This window comes from Vreelandella sp. H-I2 (assembly GCF_052959335.1).
Genome location: NZ_JBRAMC010000007.1, coordinates 65,189 through 83,329, shown reverse-complemented (window position 1 = coordinate 83,329; position 18,141 = coordinate 65,189). Strand labels below are relative to the sequence as shown.

Annotated in this window: 18 protein-coding genes; 13 read left to right on the top strand and 5 right to left on the bottom strand. The window is 52.0% G+C overall.

The window, feature by feature from the left end; translation table 11 throughout:
• Positions 1-30 precede the first annotated feature (30 nt).
• From accD to ACUVOF_RS17230, 6 genes are all read left to right on the top strand, one after another.
• Positions 31-1,050, top strand: a complete 1,020-nt coding sequence (gene accD, locus ACUVOF_RS17255) for an acetyl-CoA carboxylase, carboxyltransferase subunit beta (RefSeq protein WP_113269637.1) — start codon at positions 31-33, stop codon at positions 1,048-1,050.
• Positions 1,028-2,386: a bifunctional tetrahydrofolate synthase/dihydrofolate synthase gene (gene folC / locus ACUVOF_RS17250; protein WP_447045502.1), complete on the top strand. Its 1,359-nt coding sequence runs from the start codon at positions 1,028-1,030 to the stop codon at positions 2,384-2,386. Before accD ends, folC begins: the two co-directional genes overlap by 23 nt.
• On the top strand, positions 2,373-3,137 hold the full coding sequence (locus ACUVOF_RS17245) for an SPOR domain-containing protein (protein ID WP_447045501.1): 765 nt from the start codon (positions 2,373-2,375) through the stop codon (positions 3,135-3,137). The genes folC and ACUVOF_RS17245 overlap by 14 nt, the downstream gene beginning before the upstream one ends.
• Positions 3,138-3,140: 3 nt before the next feature.
• Positions 3,141-3,716, top strand: coding sequence for a CvpA family protein (locus ACUVOF_RS17240; RefSeq protein ID WP_447045500.1), 576 nt, complete (start codon positions 3,141-3,143; stop codon positions 3,714-3,716).
• Positions 3,717-3,798: 82 nt separating this feature from the next.
• Complete coding sequence (gene purF / locus ACUVOF_RS17235) at positions 3,799-5,319, top strand: amidophosphoribosyltransferase (protein ID WP_113269640.1); 1,521 nt, start codon at positions 3,799-3,801, stop codon at positions 5,317-5,319.
• A gap of 12 nt (positions 5,320-5,331) precedes the next feature.
• On the top strand, positions 5,332-6,528 hold the full coding sequence (locus ACUVOF_RS17230) for an O-succinylhomoserine sulfhydrylase (protein WP_447045499.1): 1,197 nt from the start codon (positions 5,332-5,334) through the stop codon (positions 6,526-6,528).
• 104 nt (positions 6,529-6,632) lie between these two features.
• Here the strand turns inward: ACUVOF_RS17230 and ACUVOF_RS17225 are convergent, their stop codons facing one another.
• A complete protein-coding gene (locus ACUVOF_RS17225; RefSeq protein ID WP_447045498.1) occupies positions 6,633-6,911 on the bottom strand; it encodes a hypothetical protein in 279 nt (92 codons plus the stop codon).
• 353 nt (positions 6,912-7,264) lie between these two features.
• Between ACUVOF_RS17225 and ACUVOF_RS17220 the strand changes: the two genes are divergently transcribed.
• From ACUVOF_RS17220 to ACUVOF_RS17210, 3 genes are all read left to right on the top strand, one after another.
• Positions 7,265-7,837, top strand: coding sequence for a cytochrome b (locus ACUVOF_RS17220; RefSeq protein ID WP_447045497.1), 573 nt, complete (start codon positions 7,265-7,267; stop codon positions 7,835-7,837).
• Positions 7,838-7,929: 92 nt separating this feature from the next.
• Positions 7,930-8,529, top strand: a complete 600-nt coding sequence (locus ACUVOF_RS17215; RefSeq protein WP_447045496.1) for a YceI family protein — start codon at positions 7,930-7,932, stop codon at positions 8,527-8,529.
• A 107-nt stretch (positions 8,530-8,636) separates the two neighbouring features.
• Positions 8,637-9,971 carry an MATE family efflux transporter gene (locus ACUVOF_RS17210; protein ID WP_447045679.1) on the top strand — a complete coding sequence of 445 codons (1,335 nt, stop codon included), beginning with the start codon at positions 8,637-8,639 and terminating at the stop codon, positions 9,969-9,971.
• Here ACUVOF_RS17210 and ACUVOF_RS17205 read toward each other — a convergent pair.
• The 4 genes from ACUVOF_RS17205 to ACUVOF_RS17190 all read right to left on the bottom strand — a co-directional run bounded on the left by ACUVOF_RS17205 (position 9,968) and on the right by ACUVOF_RS17190 (position 14,053).
• Positions 9,968-11,452: an NCS2 family permease gene (locus ACUVOF_RS17205; protein WP_447045495.1), complete on the bottom strand. Its 1,485-nt coding sequence runs from the start codon at positions 11,450-11,452 to the stop codon at positions 9,968-9,970. The two genes, ACUVOF_RS17210 and ACUVOF_RS17205, sit on opposite strands and share 4 nt — an antisense overlap.
• Positions 11,453-11,589: 137 nt before the next feature.
• The gene (locus tag ACUVOF_RS17200) at positions 11,590-12,780 is read right to left on the bottom strand and encodes an amino acid aminotransferase (protein ID WP_447045494.1); all 1,191 of its coding nucleotides are present in this window, start codon (positions 12,778-12,780) and stop codon (positions 11,590-11,592) included.
• On the bottom strand, positions 12,781-13,119 hold the full coding sequence (locus tag ACUVOF_RS17195; protein WP_447045493.1) for a 4a-hydroxytetrahydrobiopterin dehydratase: 339 nt from the start codon (positions 13,117-13,119) through the stop codon (positions 12,781-12,783).
• A gap of 31 nt (positions 13,120-13,150) precedes the next feature.
• On the bottom strand, positions 13,151-14,053 hold the full coding sequence (locus ACUVOF_RS17190) for a sensor domain-containing diguanylate cyclase (protein WP_447045492.1): 903 nt from the start codon (positions 14,051-14,053) through the stop codon (positions 13,151-13,153).
• A 241-nt stretch (positions 14,054-14,294) separates the two neighbouring features.
• Between ACUVOF_RS17190 and cobA the strand changes: the two genes are divergently transcribed.
• The 4 genes from cobA (at position 14,295) to dcd (ending at position 18,111) form a co-directional block, all read left to right on the top strand.
• Positions 14,295-15,125, top strand: coding sequence for a uroporphyrinogen-III C-methyltransferase (cobA, locus tag ACUVOF_RS17185; RefSeq protein WP_447045491.1), 831 nt, complete (start codon positions 14,295-14,297; stop codon positions 15,123-15,125).
• Between the two features lie 194 nt (positions 15,126-15,319).
• Positions 15,320-16,573 (top strand): kinesin, encoded by a 1,254-nt coding sequence (locus tag ACUVOF_RS17180; RefSeq protein ID WP_447045490.1) that lies wholly within the window; start codon positions 15,320-15,322, stop codon positions 16,571-16,573.
• Between the two features lie 159 nt (positions 16,574-16,732).
• On the top strand, positions 16,733-17,533 hold the full coding sequence (gene apbC, locus ACUVOF_RS17175; protein ID WP_447045489.1) for an iron-sulfur cluster carrier protein ApbC: 801 nt from the start codon (positions 16,733-16,735) through the stop codon (positions 17,531-17,533).
• Positions 17,534-17,544: 11 nt separating this feature from the next.
• Positions 17,545-18,111: a dCTP deaminase gene (dcd, locus tag ACUVOF_RS17170; protein WP_035579668.1), complete on the top strand. Its 567-nt coding sequence runs from the start codon at positions 17,545-17,547 to the stop codon at positions 18,109-18,111.
• Positions 18,112-18,141 lie beyond the last annotated feature (30 nt).

Genomic DNA, 18,141 nt, shown 5'->3' with positions numbered 1-18,141 from the left:
GCGTTGACGTATAATGGAAGCCTTTTTGATATGAGCTGGTTAGACAAGATCGTACCCTCCATGGGTCGTATCCAGCGTAAAGACCGTCGCGCTAGCGTGCCCGACGGCCTCTGGCGTAAATGTCCCAAGTGCGAAGCGGTTCTCTATCTCCCTGAGCTAGAAAAACACAATAGCGTCTGCCCCAAGTGCGACCATCACTTGCGCTTGACGGCGCGTAAGCGCTTGGACTGGTTCTTGGATAAACCAGGCCGCGAAGAGATCGCAGCGGAAATCGAACCCAATGATCGATTGAAATTTCGTGACTCAAAAAAATATAAAGACCGCCTGACTGCAGCGCAAAAAGATACCGGCGAGAAGGATGCGTTGGTAGCGATGCGAGGTGAGTTAGACGGTTTGCCGGTGGTCGCTGTTGCTTTTGAGTTTACCTTTATGGGTGGCTCAATGGGGGCGGTCGTCGGCGAGAAATTTGTTCGTGCCGCCACAGTCGCTTTGGAAGAAAATATCCCGCTGGTGTGCTTTGCTGCCTCGGGAGGGGCGCGCATGCAGGAAGCGCTTTTCTCGCTAATGCAGATGGCCAAGACATCCGCCGCACTTGAAAAGCTCAAGCAACATGGCGTGCCGTATATTTCGGTATTGACCGATCCTGTCTTTGGCGGTGTTTCGGCCTCGCTAGCCATGCTGGGCGATCTAAATATTGCCGAGCCCAACGCTCTGATTGGTTTTGCTGGCCCGCGGGTCATCGAGCAAACAGTGCGTGAAACCTTGCCAGAAGGGTTCCAGCGCAGCGAATTTCTGCTTGAACATGGCACTGTCGATATGATTGTTCATCGGCATGAAATGCGTGCCCGCGTGGGCAGTGTGTTGCGTAAGTTAACGCACCACGCCGCAACGCCGGTGAGTTCGACCAATCCTGATGATGCTGACGTTGTTGAGCCTATCGTTGAGGAAGATAACTTGGCGGAAACCGCTGACGTCACGTTTGAGAAGGTTGAGGAGCCGAAGAAGGACACCACTACCGCTAAGAGTGATGACCATTCACGCAATGCCTGATTCTTTGCCGTCTAACTCCTTGCCTACATTGTCCTTAGACCAATGGCTTCACCATTTGGAAACGCTGCATCCGGTCGGGATCGATATGGGCTTGGAGCGTGTTTCGCAAGTGGCCAAACGTATGGGGCTATTTTTACGTCCTATCGCCCCCTGCGTTATTACCGTGGCAGGTACAAATGGCAAAGGCTCAACCCTTGCCATGATCGAAAGCGTAACTCGTGCCCATGGGCAGCGAGTGGGCACCTATACCTCTCCCCATTTGTTGCGCTATAACGAACGCGTCAAAGTTGATGGGCAGGAAGCCGACGATCAACTGCTCATAAAAGGGTTTGAGCATGTTGAGCGTGCGCGCTTACAGGATGCCGAAATCAGCCTGACCTATTTTGAGGCAGGCACACTGTGTGGCCTGTGGTGTTTATCCCAGGCCGAGCTTGATATTGCAGTGCTTGAAGTAGGCCTGGGCGGTCGGCTTGATGCGGTCAATATCATTGATGCAGATGTGGCTATTGTCACCACCATCGCTCAGGACCATGCTAACTTTCTGGGCACCGATTTAGCCCAGATTGGGCGTGAAAAAGCTGGTATTTTCCGTTCCGGAAAGCCTGCTGTATTAGGCAGTCAAACGCTGCCTGCAAGCGTCGCCGAGTACGCCCAGACGCTGGCAGCGCCCACCTGGGTACTGGGTCAGCAATTTTCACATCATATGAAGGCCAACGAGCGTTCTAAATGGTGCTGGCAGGGGCAGCAAGCGAATGGTGAGCATATCGTTATCGACGATCTTCCCGACCCTGGACTCCCAATCGATAATGCGGCTACTGCGTTACAGGCGCTCGTGCTCGCCGGGCTGGCGTTAGAAAAAGCCGCTGTGCAAACGGCGCTAAGTACGGTGCAACTGGCTGGGCGAATGCAGTGGATTGGGCCGTGGTGTCTTGATGTAGGGCATAACCCACATGCCGCTGAGTACGTTGCTCACCATTTGCCGCTTGCGCCACAAGGTGGTCGCCAGTGGGGGCTTATCGGCATGCTGAATGATAAAGATCTGGATGGGGTTATAAAGGCATTAGTGACTCGCATCAGCGATTGGGTCTGTGTGTCACTAACCGGTGAGCGGGGTTGCCCGGCCAGCGAGTTATCGCAGCGTATTCTGGCTCATGGTGGGCGGGTGCACTTCTGCGCTGATACCCCAGAAGCTGGCGCCGATTGGCTTGCCAATGTATTAGCGCCCAATGATCGTGTCTTGGCCACCGGGTCGTTCTTTACAGTAGCGGCATTGTTAGCTGGGCCACTGCCAACAGGCGTTGCGCTGCTTGAGGGAGACGGAAATGAAATACGGTAAAACGGAACGCATTAGCGGTATTGTTATTTTACTCGCGCTGCTGGCGATCTTTGTGCCGTGGCTAATGAGTGATCCTGCACCGCGGGAAGATCGCCCTCAACCGAATTTTGTGATTGAACAGCCGATTGAAGTGGAGCGCCGAGATGTACCGGCTCCTGAAAGGCCTTCAACTATTGACGAACCGTCATTATCGTCAGTACCCCGTCGTGATGACGAGATCCCTATTGACGCCAATCCGAGATTGCCGGAAACCGATCAGATTGCTGCTAATCAGTCGCCCTCCAGTCCCGAGGCGGCGGGATCCAGTGAACCCGATGAAGCACCGTCAATCTCTGATAGCGACCCTATTGCTGACCTGATTGCCAGCAATAGTGGCAGTGCCCAAAGCAGCAGTGAAGGCTCGTCACAAAGTGCTTCGCAAAGTTCTTCACAAAGTTCTTCACAAAGTTCTTCGCAAGGCTCTTCACAAAGTTCATCTCAAAGCTCCTCATCTAGCTCATCCACCCCCTCAGCAAGTGCTCAGGGAGAGTGGGCGGTGCAAGTTGGCAGCTTTGGAGAGCCCGGTAATGCGCAGCGGCTTAGTGAGCAGCTGTCTGATCAGGGATTTGCGGTGTATCAGCGTGAGCGTGAAAATAATATGACAACCGTGTTTGTTGGCCCTTATGCCACCTCTGAAGATGGGGAGTCTGCCATGTCTTCGATTAAGGAGCGGGCGAACGTGCAAGGCCTGCTCGTTCGAGTAAGAGACTAAAACATGGCGTTAACGTGGATTGATGCGGTTTTTTTAGCCGTGCTGGCGCTATCAATGCTGGCCGGTTTCGTAAGAGGGTTTGTGCGCGAAGCGTTGGGTTTGGCCGCCTGGGTGGTCGCGTTAATGGTCGCCCGGGTATTGGCTCAACCGGTGGCCGAGTTAATGAGCGGATTTATTGAAAGCTTTGACGCCCGTTTAGTGCTCGCCTTTGTGCTGGTGATATTTGCCGTTATTTTACTCTGTGGCATTGTGATTCGCTTGGTACACGCTGCAGTAGAGTGGGTCGGCATGGGCTTGCTGAACCGGGTAGTAGGGGCCGCTTTCGGTGTGGCACGCGGTGCGGTCATTTTGCTAGTGGCGACGGTGCTGATTACGTTTACGCCGTTGGCGGAACTTCAGGCGTGGCAGCAAGCTGAGCTGCGACCCACCTTTATGCAGCTGCGTGATTGGGCGGTGAGCCAGTTAAACCAGTGGGACCGCCAACTTCCAGAGGCGCCGTCGTCACTGCGTGACATTTCTTTGCCTGAACTGCGCCTGCCCGGTACGGCAGAGCGTGAAGTAATCCCGACAGGTGATTGACCTGTTACTGAAGTCGATTCTACGAACGTTTGGGCTTGCTTAAAGAGTTAGGTGAGCCATGGCATTAAGCGAGGTAACGTGAATGTGCGGTATAGTGGGCCTTCTGGGCAAACAAGCGGTAAATCAGGGAATCTACGATGCCCTGACCGTACTTCAGCATCGTGGCCAGGACGCTGCCGGCATGATGACATGGAGCGAGGGACGCTTCCTACTGCGCAAGAGTAATGGATTGGTGCGTGACGTCTTCCATACCCGCCATATGGCTCGCCTGAAGGGTAATCTGGGCATTGGCCACGTGCGTTACCCGACAGCAGGCTCTTCAAGTGAAGCCGAATCGCAGCCGTTCTATGTTAACTCACCTTACGGTATTGCCCTGGCGCACAACGGTAACCTGACCAACTCTGAGCAGTTGAAGCAGGAACTGTTCTCTACCGACTTGCGCCATATTAATACCAGCTCCGATTCAGAAGTACTGCTCAACGTGTTTGCCCATGAGCTGGGTAAGCAAGGCCTTCATCTGGAAGCGGAAGACATCTTTGACGCTGTTCGTCGTGTTCACCGTCGCTGTAAAGGCGGCTACGCGGCTGTCGCCATCATCAACGGCTTCGGTATGGTAGCGTTTCGCGACCCCTTCGGTATTCGTCCGGTGGTCTTCGGCACTCGCGAAGAGGAAAATGGCCAGGCAGTGATGATCGCTTCTGAATCCGTGGCGTTGGATGTAGGCGGCTTTGAGCTTGAAAGGGATCTATCGCCAGGCGAAGCTATTTTTGTTGATATCGAAGGCAATATCCATACCCAGGTTTGCGCAGACCGCCCACAGCTACGTTCGTGCATTTTTGAGCATGTTTATTTAGCGCGCCCTGATTCGCTGCTGGACGGCGCCTATGTCTACGGTACCCGTATGCAGATGGGGCGTAAGCTGGGTGACCGCATTCTCAACGAATGGCCAGATCACGATATCGATGTGGTGATCCCGATCCCCGATACGTCACGCACATCTGCTCTCGAAATGGCGCAGCACCTAGGTGTGACCTACCGAGAAGGGTTCATGAAGAACCGCTATATCGGCCGAACCTTTATTATGCCGGGGCAAACCCAGCGTAAAAAATCGGTACGCCAAAAGCTCAATGCCATCGACGTTGAGTTTAAAGGCAAGAATGTGCTGCTCGTAGACGATTCAATCGTACGCGGTACGACTTGTAAGCAGATTATTCAAATGGCCCGCGATGCCGGTGCCCGTAAGGTCTATTTTGCCTCGGCAGCGCCACCGGTACGTTTTCCCAATGTATATGGCATCGACATGCCTGCTGCGTCTGAGTTGATTGCGCATGGCCGTAGCGAAGAGGAAGTCGGTGATCTAATCGGTGCTGACCGAATCTTCTACCAAAATTTGGAAGATCTAAAGGCGGCGTGTCGTGAAGTAAATCCTGACATGGAAGAATTTGATTGCTCCGTATTTGATGGCAACTATGTGACTGGTGATATCGACGACGCTTACCTGGCCGCGCTTGAAGCTAGCCGTAATGATTCCGCCAAGGATCAAAGCGCTGGCGACCATGCTTTGGTCGATATGCACAATCAGGACGATGACCTGGACGATTAGGAGAGAGGCCTTATGTATGATGACAATCATCAGGATGCGTGGTCATTAGAGACACTGGCGATTCGTGCGGGCCATCAGCGCACTTTTGAACAAGAGCACTCTGAGCCTATTTTTCCGACTTCAAGCTTTGTCTACGAGAGCGCTGCAGAAGCGGCGCGTAAATTCGGCGGACAGGAACCGGGCAACGTTTATTCACGCTTTACCAACCCGACGGTGCATACCTTTGAGCGCCGTTTAGCAGCGCTTGAAGGCGGTGAGCGCTGCGTGGCAACCAGCTCGGGCATGTCGGCTATTCTATCGACTGCATTGGCGCTACTTTCAGCCGGGGATGAAATCGTTGCCTCCCGGTCGTTGTTTGGATCCACGGTCAGTCTGTTCGATAAGTACTTGGGCAAATTTGGTATTACCACGCGTTACGTGGAGCTTTCCAGTGCCGCTGCGTGGGAAGCTGCTATTACGCCTAAAACGCGTTTGATGTTTGCCGAAACGCCATCGAATCCGCTGTCTGAAATTGCTGATATCCCGGCGCTGGCAGCGTTGGCAAAACGCCATGATGTATTACTGGCTATTGATAACTGTTTCCTCACTCCAGCACTTCAACAGCCACTGGCGTTAGGCGCTGACTTGGTTATCCATTCGGCGACCAAATACCTGGATGGTCAGGGCCGTGCTATTGGTGGAGCGGTGGTAGGGAGTCATACACTGCTTGAAGAAGTGTTCGGTGTAGTGCGCACTTGCGGACCTTGCCTCAGCCCCTTTAATGCGTGGATTTTTACCAAGGGCCTGGAAACCCTTTCGCTGCGTATGAAAGCCCATTGTGAAAATGCCTTGACTCTGGCGCGCTGGCTGGATGCCCACCCGGCGGTTAAGCATGTGTTTTATAGCGGCCTGGAAGATCACCCCCAGCACGCCTTGGCCAAGCAGCAGCAAAAAGGGTTTGGCGCGGTGCTGGGTTTTGAAGTGAAAGGTGGGCAAGAGGGGGCGTGGCAGGTGATCGATGCAACCCGAATGCTTTCGATAACGGGGAATTTGGGTGACGTTAAATCCACCATTACTCATCCGGCCACCACTACCCATGGGCGTTTGTCTGATGCTCAGAAAGAAGCAGCGGGTATTGCGCCAGGACTGATCCGCGTGGCGGTGGGGCTTGAGAGTCAGCAGGATATCCAGCGCGATCTTGCTCGTGGCCTGGATGTTCTGGCTGGCTAATTGATGCTAAGCAATCCTGTACAGTAACGAAAACCCACCTTTGAAAGGTGGGTTTTTCGTACTCATGAAACCTAATGGGTCATATGCTGGCCCCCTTATTTGTTTCAAGAAGCGTTGCGGTGAGGCAGGTCTGACGGCGAAATCTGGCCTTCATTGCTGGAAGAGTGATTGATGTGAGAGCTCGGAGCAACAACGGTGTTGTTCTTCGCATCGCCGTTGATCAAAGGCAAATCAGCTGGTGTCAGGTGCACGCCGTCAGTGCTGTAATTCGCTGAAGAGCTAGGCTGAATAATCTGGTTAAGCTCGCCAGATCCCTGTTCAGCTAGAACGGCAGTAGAAGTCAATGTCACGGCAATAGCGGTGATAAGGGTCATTTTTTTCATGATTGGCGCTCTCTAATAGAAAGTTTATGTACCGTTTTTCGGTCATTACTGGATGTCTTTTAGGACATGCGTTAATAGTAAGCGTGCAAACAAAATTATAAAATTGACTATATTTGCTTTATTTATTCGATTTTATAGAATGGGTTGGCTTTAACTTTTTAGAAAGGCGAACTGCGTAAAAATTGTTATCTGACTATTCAATGGTTTTTACGAATGAAATATCCTGCTTTTTTCAGCGGTTTTTATTAGCTTCTAGCGGTAAGGTTCTGGGCGTGGACGAATAGCGTAATCCAAGATCTGATAAGCGCGTTGGCTAAGTTGAAGCAGCCATAGATGAAATGAGGAATAGCACAATGTGGCGTAACAGTCGCACCGGTTGGGGATTGATTAGTATTCTGTTTCATTGGCTAAGCGCGCTGACCATTATTGGTCTGTTTGCACTGGGCTGGTGGATGACTGACCTGGGCTATTATGACCCTTGGTATAATCAGGGGCCGTGGGTACATCGCTCGATTGGTATCTTGCTATTGTTTGCCACCTTTGCACGTTTGGTATGGCGTTTCGCCCAGCCGACACCTCACGCTGAGGGTAGCCGATTAGAAACTATTGCTGCCCATCTCGGTCATATTGCTCTCTATGTACTTGTATTAGTGGTCATGGTGAGCGGTTATTTGATCTCTACGGCTGATGGGAGTGGCATTAGTGTGTTTGGTTGGTTTGAGGTGCCTGCATTGCTATACGACTTACCCAACCAAGCAAGCCTTGCAGGCGATATTCATTGGTATAGCGCCTTGGCATTGATGTTTTTAGCGGCAGGTCACGCACTTGCCGCATTTAAGCATCACTGGCTCGACCGGCATTCAACATTGGTACGTATGCTAAACCCAGCGCATAGCCAAGCGGGTGATCACAACGCACCAAGATAATAAAGCTTTCGATTTATATGTTTCACTAAACATCGTGGCTAAGGGGTTTCCTGTCCGCGGTGCCTATCAAGTAAAGCAAGGAGTTATTGACTATGTCTCAACAGAAAGCGTTCAAAAAGAGTGTATTTGCATCCGCGATTGCCGCTGTGGCCCTGGTGCCGTTAAGCCAAGCACAGGCAGCTGATTATCAAATTGATACCGAAGGTCAGCACGCCTTTGTACAATTCAAAATTTCTCACCTGGGCTTCTCCTATATTCTAGGTAGCTTCGAAGAGTTTGAGGGCCAATTCTCTTACGATCCGGAAGATCTCGATGCTTCTTCTGCTGAAATCGAAGTGCAAGTAGATAGCCTGACCAGCAATCACGCGGAGCGTGATCGTCATATCTTGAGCGATGACTTCCTGAACGCCAGCGAGTTTCCTACCGCTACTTTCACTTCTACAGCGTTTGAATCGACGGGAGACAATGAAGGGGTCCTTACTGGCGAGCTGACACTTCACGGTGAAACCCAAGAGATTGAAATGCCGGTGACACTGTTGGGTGAGGGCGAAGACCCGTGGGGCAACTACCGTGCTGGTTTCGAGGGTAGCACTACGCTGACACTGGGCGATTATAGTATTGATATGAGTGATTTTCCCGAATCCATGCATGAGTTAGAGCTGTACGTCACGTTTGAAGGTATTCGTCAGTAAACTTTTACTGTTGTAGAGACGCCACCGCCCTCTAAAGGGTGGTGGCGTTTTCGTTGGGTCGATTAATAGTTAAACCATCAATAAGGAGAACGTGCTTGGCAGCCGTCATGCATCAAAAAGAGTTGGCAATAACCCTATGGCGTCAAACATGGCCAATGGCCATCGGTGTATTGGCGCTATTGGGTTTTCAACTTGTCGATAGTGCTTTTATCGCTCGCTTGGGGACTGCACCGTTAGCCGCGCAGTCGTTTACCTTTCCGCTTTCATTTTTGATAATCGGCATTCAGGTAGGGATGGGGATTGCCATCGCTGCGCTTATTTCGCGCGCATTAGGCGCCGGAGAAGAAGAGCGAGCAAGGCGGTTAAGTAGCTTAGTATTAATGGCTGGTGGCGGGGTGATCGGCCTATTGGCAATCGTTTTATGGGTTCTTCAAACTTCTATTTTTGAACTGCTTGGCGCGGATGAAACCACGCTTTCTTATATCCATATCTACTGGGCTCCTCAACTGCTAGCCGCTTGGTTAGGGGCATTACTCTATTTTAGCTACAGCGTTTCTCGCGCCTACGGCGATACCCGTTTGCCGGGCAAAATGATGGTGCTCAGTAGCCTTATTAACCTTGGGCTTGACCCGTTGCTGATTTTTGGTGTGAGTGATTGGGAAGGCTGGGGACTGCCGGGGGCTGCATGGGCAACCGCCATTGCTTTCTCCGTTGGGCTGCTGATTTCAATGCATAAAATAGTACGCCGCCAGTGGGCATCGCAGCGGGGACTGTGGCGAGAGGCTCAGCAGTCCTGGCGGCCATTTGCGGGCATTGCCGCGCCCGCTATGGTCAGCCAATTAATGCCACCTTTGGCGGCGATGTTGGCGATCTCCGTGGTGGCGGGCCTGGGTGAAAGTGAAGTGGCAGCCTGGGGCTTGGCGAGCCGTTTGGAAACACTCTCTCTGATGGTCATTCTTGCCATGACCATGTCGCTTCCGCCCTGGCTAGGACGTTGCTACGGTGCGGGTGACTGGGGACAGATACATCAGCTTATGGGGTTAGCAATTAAGGTAGCTGTGCTGTGGCAGCTAGGACTTGGCGTGTTATTGGCCCTAGGTGCACCATGGCTTGCCATGGCCTTAGCGGGGAACCCTGACGTACAAAGCGAGCTGTCGCTGCTGATTCGTTTTCTACTGCCAAGCTATGCAGCACTCGGGGTGTGTATGTTGGTGGTTTCTGCGGGCAATGCCTTAGGTTGGCCACTTCGTGCGATGCTGTTATCCAGCGCTCGGTTGTTCATTTGCTATTTACCCTGCTTATGGTTGGGCTCGCAGTTCTTTGGTTGGTGGGGACTGGCTGCGGGCGCGGCATTAGGAAACCTGCTGGCAGGCTTCATGGCGTGGCAAGTCATGCGGCGTATTTTATCCCGCCCGCATCGGCAGGCGGGATTCGTTAATTAACGCAGGCGCCCAGCTTCCTGAAAGGAGAAGTAGATAAACAGCAGCGCCATCCCTAAGTAGCCCATCACGAACTCTGGGGCAGCATTGAGTGACAGCTCGGGGGCGTGCATTAGCCCGACAAAGGAAAAGCCCGCGGCAATGGCAGCGAAGGCCGCCGCGCGTCGGAACTGATGGTCAATTACCGATACTGTCATCGCGCCCAGCAGAATGGCCATAAACATGGCGCCTTGGCCCATGACCACGATGGCACTGGAGATATCGGTCACTACCTCGCCAGCCCCACGATTAAAGCGCGTCATTACGTAGTTAGCGAAGTAGGGCAGCATAGCAAGTGCAACAGCTGGGTAGTAGCGTGTGTCGTTAGCTTGAAACGCGGTGGCAATCATCGACATGCCGACAAAGACCAAAATGGGTGCGACCACCGAAACGGGAATAATCGCCGCCAGCGCAGCGATTAAACCAAACATGGTGGCCAGCGCATATACCGCCCCATTCAGTAGGCTGTAGCCTCGGCCTGCGCCCATCCACTTGGCGCCCACGGTAGCAATATAGACCGTGGTAGGAAAGACACCGCCAAACAGCGCGCCAATCATGGTGCCTGCGCCATCAACCGCCTGGCATTCTCGCACATCGTACTTGTCGCCTGCGGCTTCCATCGCCTCGACGTTGTTCATCGTTTCAATGGCGTTATAGAGTGTAATCGGCAGCACCACGGTGAGTACCGCCAGCATACTGGTCAGCAGCAACCCCAGCCCTTCAAACCAGGCAAGATTGGGCAGTAATGGGTAAAAGCCCAAGTGGGTAAACGCATCGCTAAAACGCTCGGTACCAGCGTCGCCAATCAAATAGGCCATAGCAGTACCCACGATAATGGCGAACAGTGACGTTGGTAGCTTGAAAGGCATGCTGACTCTGGCTACCAAGCCGACGATAATGATCGCCAACACCAGCAAGCCAATAACCGGCATTTCCAGCGTTTTAAACAGCATTTCACCCGCGATAAATGTCAGTGCAACACCGGCAACGGCGCCCAGCATGGCAGCGCGGGGCAGGTGATACTGCACCCAGCGGCCAATTACGCTGATCGCGGCTTCAATGGCGCCGCTGATAAAGCAGGCGGCAACGGCCACTTTCCAGGCCATTTCCGCATCGCCCGTGAGCTGTTTGGCTGGTAGCAGTACGCCGAATAGAAACACAAACATGACCGGCGTTGAGATACCGTAAGAGAGCGCCGTTACATCGGCACGGTTCTCCTTCCGGGCCAGTCTTGCCGCGCTCCACGCATAGTAGAAATTACCGACCATTACCGCGACTGCCGCGCCTGGCAACACTTGCCCATAGACAATGGATGAGGGGAATCCCATGCCCAACATGGTGATCGCGATAATGACAAAGTTGGCAATATTGTTTTGGAACAGGGCGAAGAACGCGTCGGTATCTTCTTTTTTGTACCAGGGGTAGTGGATGCTGGCAGCCGCCATGGTAGGCCTCTTGATTATGGTGTGTTGTATACAAGGCAACGCTGAGTGTGCCGAAGTGTTGACTGATCGGTCAAGTGCTCAGCACACAAAAACGCCCAGGTAGGCCTGGGCGTTTGTAGTACGGCAATGCTTGCTAGCTAGTCGTTGACAGCGGCAATCGCTTTGGCCAGGTAGGGCAGGTTCTCATGGGAGAAGCCCGCTACGTTAGCGCGACCCGAGCGCACCATGTAGATGCCAAACTCGTCGCGCAGACGATCGACCTGTTCCGGCGTTAAGCCGGTGTAGGAGAACATACCACGCTGCTCAGCAACGCAGGCGTACTTCTCGTCCAGGCCATAGGGTTTCAGTGCTTCAACGAAATCGCGACGCAGCGTATTGATACGATCGCGCATTTCGGTGAGCTCTTCGCGCCATAGCGCAGTCAGTTCTGCGTCGTGGAGAATCTCGCTGACGATAGCGCCGCCGTGAGCGGGCGGGTTTGAGTAGTTTTCACGGGCAACAATAGCGACCTGTGAACGGATGTTATCCATCTGCTCGCTATCTTTTGCCACCATGATCAAGCAGCCGGTACGCTCACAATAAATACCGAAGTTCTTGGAGCAGGAGCTGGTGATGATCGCTTCGTCGAGGTTTTCCGCCAGTAGGCGAACCCCATAAGCGTCCTCATCCAGGCCTTCACCAAAACCCTGATAGGCAAAGTCGATCAGCGGCAGTAGCTTGCGCTCGCGCACAATTTCTAACACTTCCTGCCACTGGTCGTGAGAAAGATCAAAACCGGTCGGGTTGTGGCAGCAGGCGTGGAGTACGACTACATCGCCTTCCGGGATATTTTTTAGCGCTGCACGCATACCGTCAAAGTCGAGACGGTTGTCGGGGTCAACGTAGGGGTACTTGTGCAGCTCAATACCCGCGGCGGTAAAAATACCATGATGATTGGGCCATGTCGGGTCGCTTACCCAGATACCCTTGCCTGGCAGCTGTGTGGCAATGAAATCCGCAGCCAAGCGCAGTGCGCCGGTACCGCCAGGTGACTGGGTAGCACTAGCGCGTTTGGCTTTCAGTACTGGGGACTCAGCGCCGAATACCATGGGAAGCACTACTTCACCATAGCTTGGCGAACCGTGAGAACCGATATAGGTCTTCGTCGTTTCGTTCTTGAGCAGGCGAGCTTCTGCTTCCTTGACGGCGCGCATTACCGGTGTGTTGCCTTGGGTATCGCGGTAAACACCGACACCTAAATCCACCTTTTGCGGATTGGTATCTTTCTTGAAAGCTTCGATCAGCCCGAGAATGGCATCTCCTGGGACTCGCTCAATATGCTCAAACATTTATTCGGCTACCTCGTCGGTTCTGGCGGCAAGAATGAAGTCATTTAAGTGCAGGCCTTTAATGGCATGAGACCACCACGTGACGGTGGCTTTGCCCCACTCGGTCACGATAACGGGGTGGTGGCCGGCCTGCTCTGCAATATCGCCAACGCCCTGGGTAAACGCCAATGCGCTGGCAAAGTCACGGAATTTAAAACTTCGCGACAGCTTCATGATGCCATCGTGCTCAACAATCTGCCACTGGTTGAGACTTTTTAGCCGCTCTTTGGCTTCCTTTTCGCTTAGCGGCTGAGCATTTTTACTGCAAGGTTCGCACACTTGTTCGGCGAGCGTTGTCATCGGTATTCTCCTGCTAGTTAGGTATTACTCTCTAGCGTAGAAAGCAAACGCAGTCGCGGCCAACGTCCTTGGCACTATAAAGCGCTTGATCGGCCCGCTCGATTAAGCTTGTAAGGGGTTCACCGCAGCGGTATTCGGCAACCCCAATACTCAGCGTTACCTGGCCTGGTCCCATACCGAAGTCTCGTACACTGATGGCTTGGCGGAATCGGTCGGCAAGTTTATGGCATTGCTGCAGCGGTGTGAGCGGCAGCACTACCATAAACTCTTCTCCTCCTAAACGGGCAATCATGTCTTCACAGCGTAGTAGCGTTTGAGCTTGCGCCGCTAGTTGCTTGAGCACCTCATCCCCATGCAGGTGGCCCCAGCGGTCATTCAGGCGTTTAAAATGATCAATATCGATCATCATAATAGAGAGTGGCGTGCCGTGACGCGTGCTGAGTGAGGCGACATTCGTCAGATGCACCATTAATTTTCGCCGATTGGGTAACTCAGTTAGGTGGTCTGTATCGCACAGTTTACGAAGCCGCTGCTCTTCGGATACTTGATCGCTTATATCCATCATTATGCCGTTCCACTGGACACCGTCCTGAGCCGACTCTGGCTGTGCGCTAACGGCGATCCATCGAGGCTTTCCGGTGGGGATGGGTAACCTAAAACGTGTTGTAAGAGGCAGCATACAGCGTGCGGAATGTTCAATCGCCGACATTACTTTAGGATGATCGTTGCCAGTTAGCTGCTCAACGAGTTGCCCTGCATTACGAGCGAGAACATCACGATCAACATATTTGAGAGCCATGCCACCGCCCTCAAGGTAGGGGAAGCGCATATGCCCGTTATGACTACGGTGGAATTGAAAGATTACGCCAGGAATGCGTGGAACTAAAGTATCTACACTGACTCGCTGTGGTGCGTCTATATCATTCACGAGCATGCGTGAATCTCCAAGCAAATGCCAAGTTAAATTTGACCGTGAAGATTAGCGCTAAATTGGCATTCAAGATGTAAGCCATTGCAGACAAGGTCACCCATGTTTATATTTTTTTAGAATATGTTTGTTCTATTAATGTATGCATTTATTTGATTTCTCTGCAATAGATAAGGTGCAGTTGGCATTTAGTGATAAAATTAATTACTTATTGTTGACCAAAATCTTTTATTTCTGGGGTGATTTCTTGGAAGAAGGACAAGAGCAAACGTCTCAGCCATATGGCTTGGTCAGTTTAGTGGGGGCAGGCCCGGGCGACCCAGAGTTATTGACGCTGAAAGCTTACAAACGGTTGCAGACAGCCGAAGTAGTGCTCTATGACCGCTTGGTGAGTGATGAGATTATTGCGTATATACCCTCCCATGCGCAGCGATTTTATGTAGGAAAAGCCCGTTCACTGCACAGCGTTCCCCAAGATGGCATTAATCAAGCGTTAGTGAAGTGGGCTCAGCAGGGTAAGCGTGTCGTGCGTCTAAAAGGCGGCGATCCATTTATTTTTGGGCGCGGCGGAGAAGAGTTAGAGACATTGGTAGCCGCGCAAGTGAGCGTGGAAGTAATCCCCGGAGTGACAGCTGCGTCGGGGTGTGCTGCTTACGCCGGTATTCCTTTGACCCATCGCGATCATGCGCAATCGGTGCGTTTTGTGACCGGCCATTTACAGCAGGGTGAGTGCGAGCTTGATTGGGATGCCTTAGCAAGGCCAGGGCAGACGTTAGTGTTTTATATGGGCTTGGGAAGTGTAAAAGTGATTAGCCAGGCGCTCATTAAAAACGGCTTAGCGCCTGATACCCCGCTAGCGTTAATTGAACAGGGTACAACCCGCCAACAGCAAACGCATGTTGGTTCGCTTTCGACGTTGCCAGATGCTTTCTTGGCGGGACACATTAAACCGCCTACGCTGCTTATAGTGGGTAGTGTGGTGTCGCTACATACCTCACTTGCATGGTTTGACGCTCTTGATGGACAAGCGTCAGGCTTCAACGAAGGTAAACATCCACCGTCGTCAAAAAATGTTTAGCTTTGCTGATTTTGTAGTTACATTATAGAAACATTTATACACGTTTTTACAAACAGGCTGGCTAGATACAGTGAGCTGTGTATGCTGAGAGGGGAGATCAATCACAGTTAGCACATTAATAATGTAGTTGATTATGTGCAACTGATCATCGCTAGCTTGGGCAAACGTGAGCTTAGACTATAGAGGAACGCATAATGTCAGACGCAAATAACTCGGATCATCAGTCGCCAGCCAACAAGCCGGAACCGGCAAAAAAACAGAGTATGAAAACCCTCTTTCAAGATAACCGGGTAAAAGCGATTGCTGGTATCGCTGCCATTGCGGTCATCTGGGCGATTATGGCGCAATCTAATGCAGGTTCTCGCCAAGAGCGGGTTGATAGCTTAGAAGAACAGCTTGCCAGCGCTGAGCAAGACAATAGCCAAATGAGCCGGCGTATCGCTGAAATTGAAGAAGCCGAGACTAGCTTAGCCGCGCTGCAGGAAGAAATGGCCTCTTTGCAAGCGCAGCAGGAAGAGGCCCGCTCGTCGCTTGAAAATGCCCAAGGCAATGTCAGTGATGTTCAATCAAGTCTAGAAGCGCTTGAATCCGAGCGCAGTGCGTTAGAAGAAGAGGTGGCTTCTCTTAACGAGCAGCTTACAAACGCAGAAGATGAGATGACTGCGTTGCGTGAAGAGCGTGATGAGATAACCAGTACGCGTGACGAGGCTGAAAGTGCCCTTCAGCAAGTAGAAGAAGCACGTCAGAGTGCTGAAGAAGCCCGTCAGGAAGCCGAAGCCGCGCGTCAGGAAGCTGAGCAGCAGCGCCAGCAGGCCGTTGAAGAGTTGAGTAACACTGAAGAAGAGCTTTCCTCGCTTGAAGAGCAGATTAGCCAAGCCAACGAGCAGCTAAGCGGCTTAGAAGAGGAAACTTCGACTGTCCAAAGCGAGTTGGATGAGTTAAAAAATGAGCGTGAATCACTTACCAGTGAGCGCGATGAACTTCAAAATGATGTTGATTCGCTAACAGCGTTACGCGAAGAGGAAGAGCAGAGTTTAAGCCAAGTGCGTGGCGAACTGGATGACGTCATGGTCGCTCTGGATATGGGGCGTGAAGAAGTGGCAAAGGTTGAGAGTGATATTGAAGAGCGTGAAAACCAGTTGGAGCGTTTAGAGAGCCAACTGGGTGAATGGCGCGATGAGCTTTCGGCGCTAGATAGCCGCTTGGCTGATGCAGAACAAGAAGTGAGTGATACCACTTCATCTTCGCAGAGCAGTTCTTCTCAGAGCAGTGCTTCACAGAGCGGCTCTTCACAGAGCGGTTCTTCGCAGGGCAGTGACTCTGAAGAAGGCTCAGCAGAGGAGAATTCTTCAAGTACGGACTCTTCAAATTCAAATTCGAATTCACCCGATGAAAGTGCCAATGATAGCGATGGTGGCAGTGAGCAAGAGCAGCAAAACGCTGGCTAAGAGCTCAGTCGATAATGCGGTAACGTTAAGATGATGAGGGCGGATGTCAGGAAGCTGGCATCCGCTTTCTTGTCGTTGGTTTATGATTGCAGTCCCGAGGAGTATCATTCACTCAACGTTAATTCAGTCACTAAGCGCTTAAACGAGGAGTGCCGTTAAATGGATGGGGTTAAGCATATAATTGCAGTGGCATCGGGCAAGGGGGGCGTGGGTAAGTCCACCGTCACCGTGAACTTGGCGTTGGCGCTGTCGGCACAAGGTTACCGCGTGGGTGTCCTTGATGCAGATATCTATGGGCCTAGCCAGGCACAGATGCTCGGCGTTAAAGAGGGTGTGCGTCCACAAGCGGCAGGGAATGACAAATTCCTGCCACTTCAGGCCCATGGCATTCAAGCCATGTCGATGGCGTTTATGGTCAATACCCGCGAGCCCATGGTTTGGCGAGGCCCAATGGTGGTGGGGGCTTTTCAGCAAATGTTAACCCAAACCCAGTGGGATAATCTCGATTTCCTACTGATCGATATGCCCCCAGGCACCGGTGATATTCAACTTACGTTGGCCCAAAAAGTGCCGGTATCAGGTGCCGTGATTGTAACGACGCCACAGGATATTGCGCTATTAGATGCCCGTAAAGGGATCGAAATGTTCCGCAAGGTCAACGTGCCGGTGCTCGGCGTGGTTGAAAATATGAGCCTCTATCACTGCGAGAATTGTGGTCATGAAGCCGCTATTTTTGGCACTGGCGGTGGTGATAGCATCGCGCAAGAATATGAGACACAAGTGCTTGGGCGGTTGCCGTTGACGCTCTCAATTCGCGAGCTGACGGATTCCGGTCGCCCTAGCGTGGTGTCTGAACCTGATGGGGCGGTAAGCCAAACCTTTGCTACGATTGCTCAAAAAGTCGCTGAAGCGGTAAGTGCGAGCCAAGGCGATGGTCCTACTATTTCCTTTAGCGAGTGATAACGAAATAAATGAGTATCAAATCTGATAATTGGATTCGTCGTATGGCTAAAAGCGACGCAATGATTGAGCCGTTTGAAGCCGAGCAAGTGCGCTATGTGAATGATCAGCGCGTTATTTCTTACGGCACTTCAAGTTATGGCTACGACGTGCGCTGCTCGGATGAATTCAAAGTCTTCACTAATATTCACTCGGCGATTGTTGACCCCAAAGCGTTTGATGCAAAAAGTTTCGTCGATATAAAAGGCGATGTATGCATCATTCCGCCAAATTCTTTCGCATTGGCGCGTACCGTAGAGTACTTTCGTATTCCACGTAACGTGCTCACTATTTGCCTGGGGAAATCCACCTACGCTCGTTGTGGCATTATTGTTAATGTCACCCCACTAGAGCCGGAGTGGGAAGGGCACGTGACATTGGAGTTCTCTAACACCACCAATCTGCCCGCGAAAATCTATGCCCATGAAGGCGTCGCGCAAATGCTGTTTTTAGAATCCGATGAAGTGTGCGAAACCTCGTATAAAGACCGAGGTGGAAAGTACATGGGGCAGCGCGGTGTCACTTTGCCGCGTACCTAAGCCATTAGCTGCTTGTACTTAATTGAGATC

Excerpts from the sequence above, each read along its gene's own strand:
- ACUVOF_RS17215 (WP_447045496.1), top strand. The coding sequence starts at position 7,930 with ATGTCTCAACAGAAAGCGTTCAAAAAGAGTGTATTTGCATCCGCGATT.
- purF (WP_113269640.1), top strand. The coding sequence starts at position 3,799 with ATGTGCGGTATAGTGGGCCTTCTGGGCAAACAAGCGGTAAATCAGGGA.
- ACUVOF_RS17230 (WP_447045499.1), top strand. The coding sequence starts at position 5,332 with ATGTATGATGACAATCATCAGGATGCGTGGTCATTAGAGACACTGGCG.
- ACUVOF_RS17200 (WP_447045494.1), bottom strand. The coding sequence starts at position 12,780 with ATGTTTGAGCATATTGAGCGAGTCCCAGGAGATGCCATTCTCGGGCTG.
- ACUVOF_RS17195 (WP_447045493.1), bottom strand. The coding sequence starts at position 13,119 with ATGACAACGCTCGCCGAACAAGTGTGCGAACCTTGCAGTAAAAATGCT.
- ACUVOF_RS17190 (WP_447045492.1), bottom strand. The coding sequence starts at position 14,053 with ATGCTCGTGAATGATATAGACGCACCACAGCGAGTCAGTGTAGATACT.
- apbC (WP_447045489.1), top strand. The coding sequence starts at position 16,733 with ATGGATGGGGTTAAGCATATAATTGCAGTGGCATCGGGCAAGGGGGGC.
- folC (WP_447045502.1), top strand. The coding sequence starts at position 1,028 with ATGACCATTCACGCAATGCCTGATTCTTTGCCGTCTAACTCCTTGCCT.
- ACUVOF_RS17180 (WP_447045490.1), top strand. The coding sequence starts at position 15,320 with ATGTCAGACGCAAATAACTCGGATCATCAGTCGCCAGCCAACAAGCCG.
- dcd (WP_035579668.1), top strand. The coding sequence starts at position 17,545 with ATGAGTATCAAATCTGATAATTGGATTCGTCGTATGGCTAAAAGCGAC.
- ACUVOF_RS17245 (WP_447045501.1), top strand. The coding sequence starts at position 2,373 with ATGAAATACGGTAAAACGGAACGCATTAGCGGTATTGTTATTTTACTC.
- ACUVOF_RS17225 (WP_447045498.1), bottom strand. The coding sequence starts at position 6,911 with ATGAAAAAAATGACCCTTATCACCGCTATTGCCGTGACATTGACTTCT.
- accD (WP_113269637.1), top strand. The coding sequence starts at position 31 with ATGAGCTGGTTAGACAAGATCGTACCCTCCATGGGTCGTATCCAGCGT.
- ACUVOF_RS17210 (WP_447045679.1), top strand. The coding sequence starts at position 8,637 with ATGCATCAAAAAGAGTTGGCAATAACCCTATGGCGTCAAACATGGCCA.
- ACUVOF_RS17205 (WP_447045495.1), bottom strand. The coding sequence starts at position 11,452 with ATGGCGGCTGCCAGCATCCACTACCCCTGGTACAAAAAAGAAGATACC.
- ACUVOF_RS17220 (WP_447045497.1), top strand. The coding sequence starts at position 7,265 with ATGTGGCGTAACAGTCGCACCGGTTGGGGATTGATTAGTATTCTGTTT.
- ACUVOF_RS17240 (WP_447045500.1), top strand. The coding sequence starts at position 3,141 with ATGGCGTTAACGTGGATTGATGCGGTTTTTTTAGCCGTGCTGGCGCTA.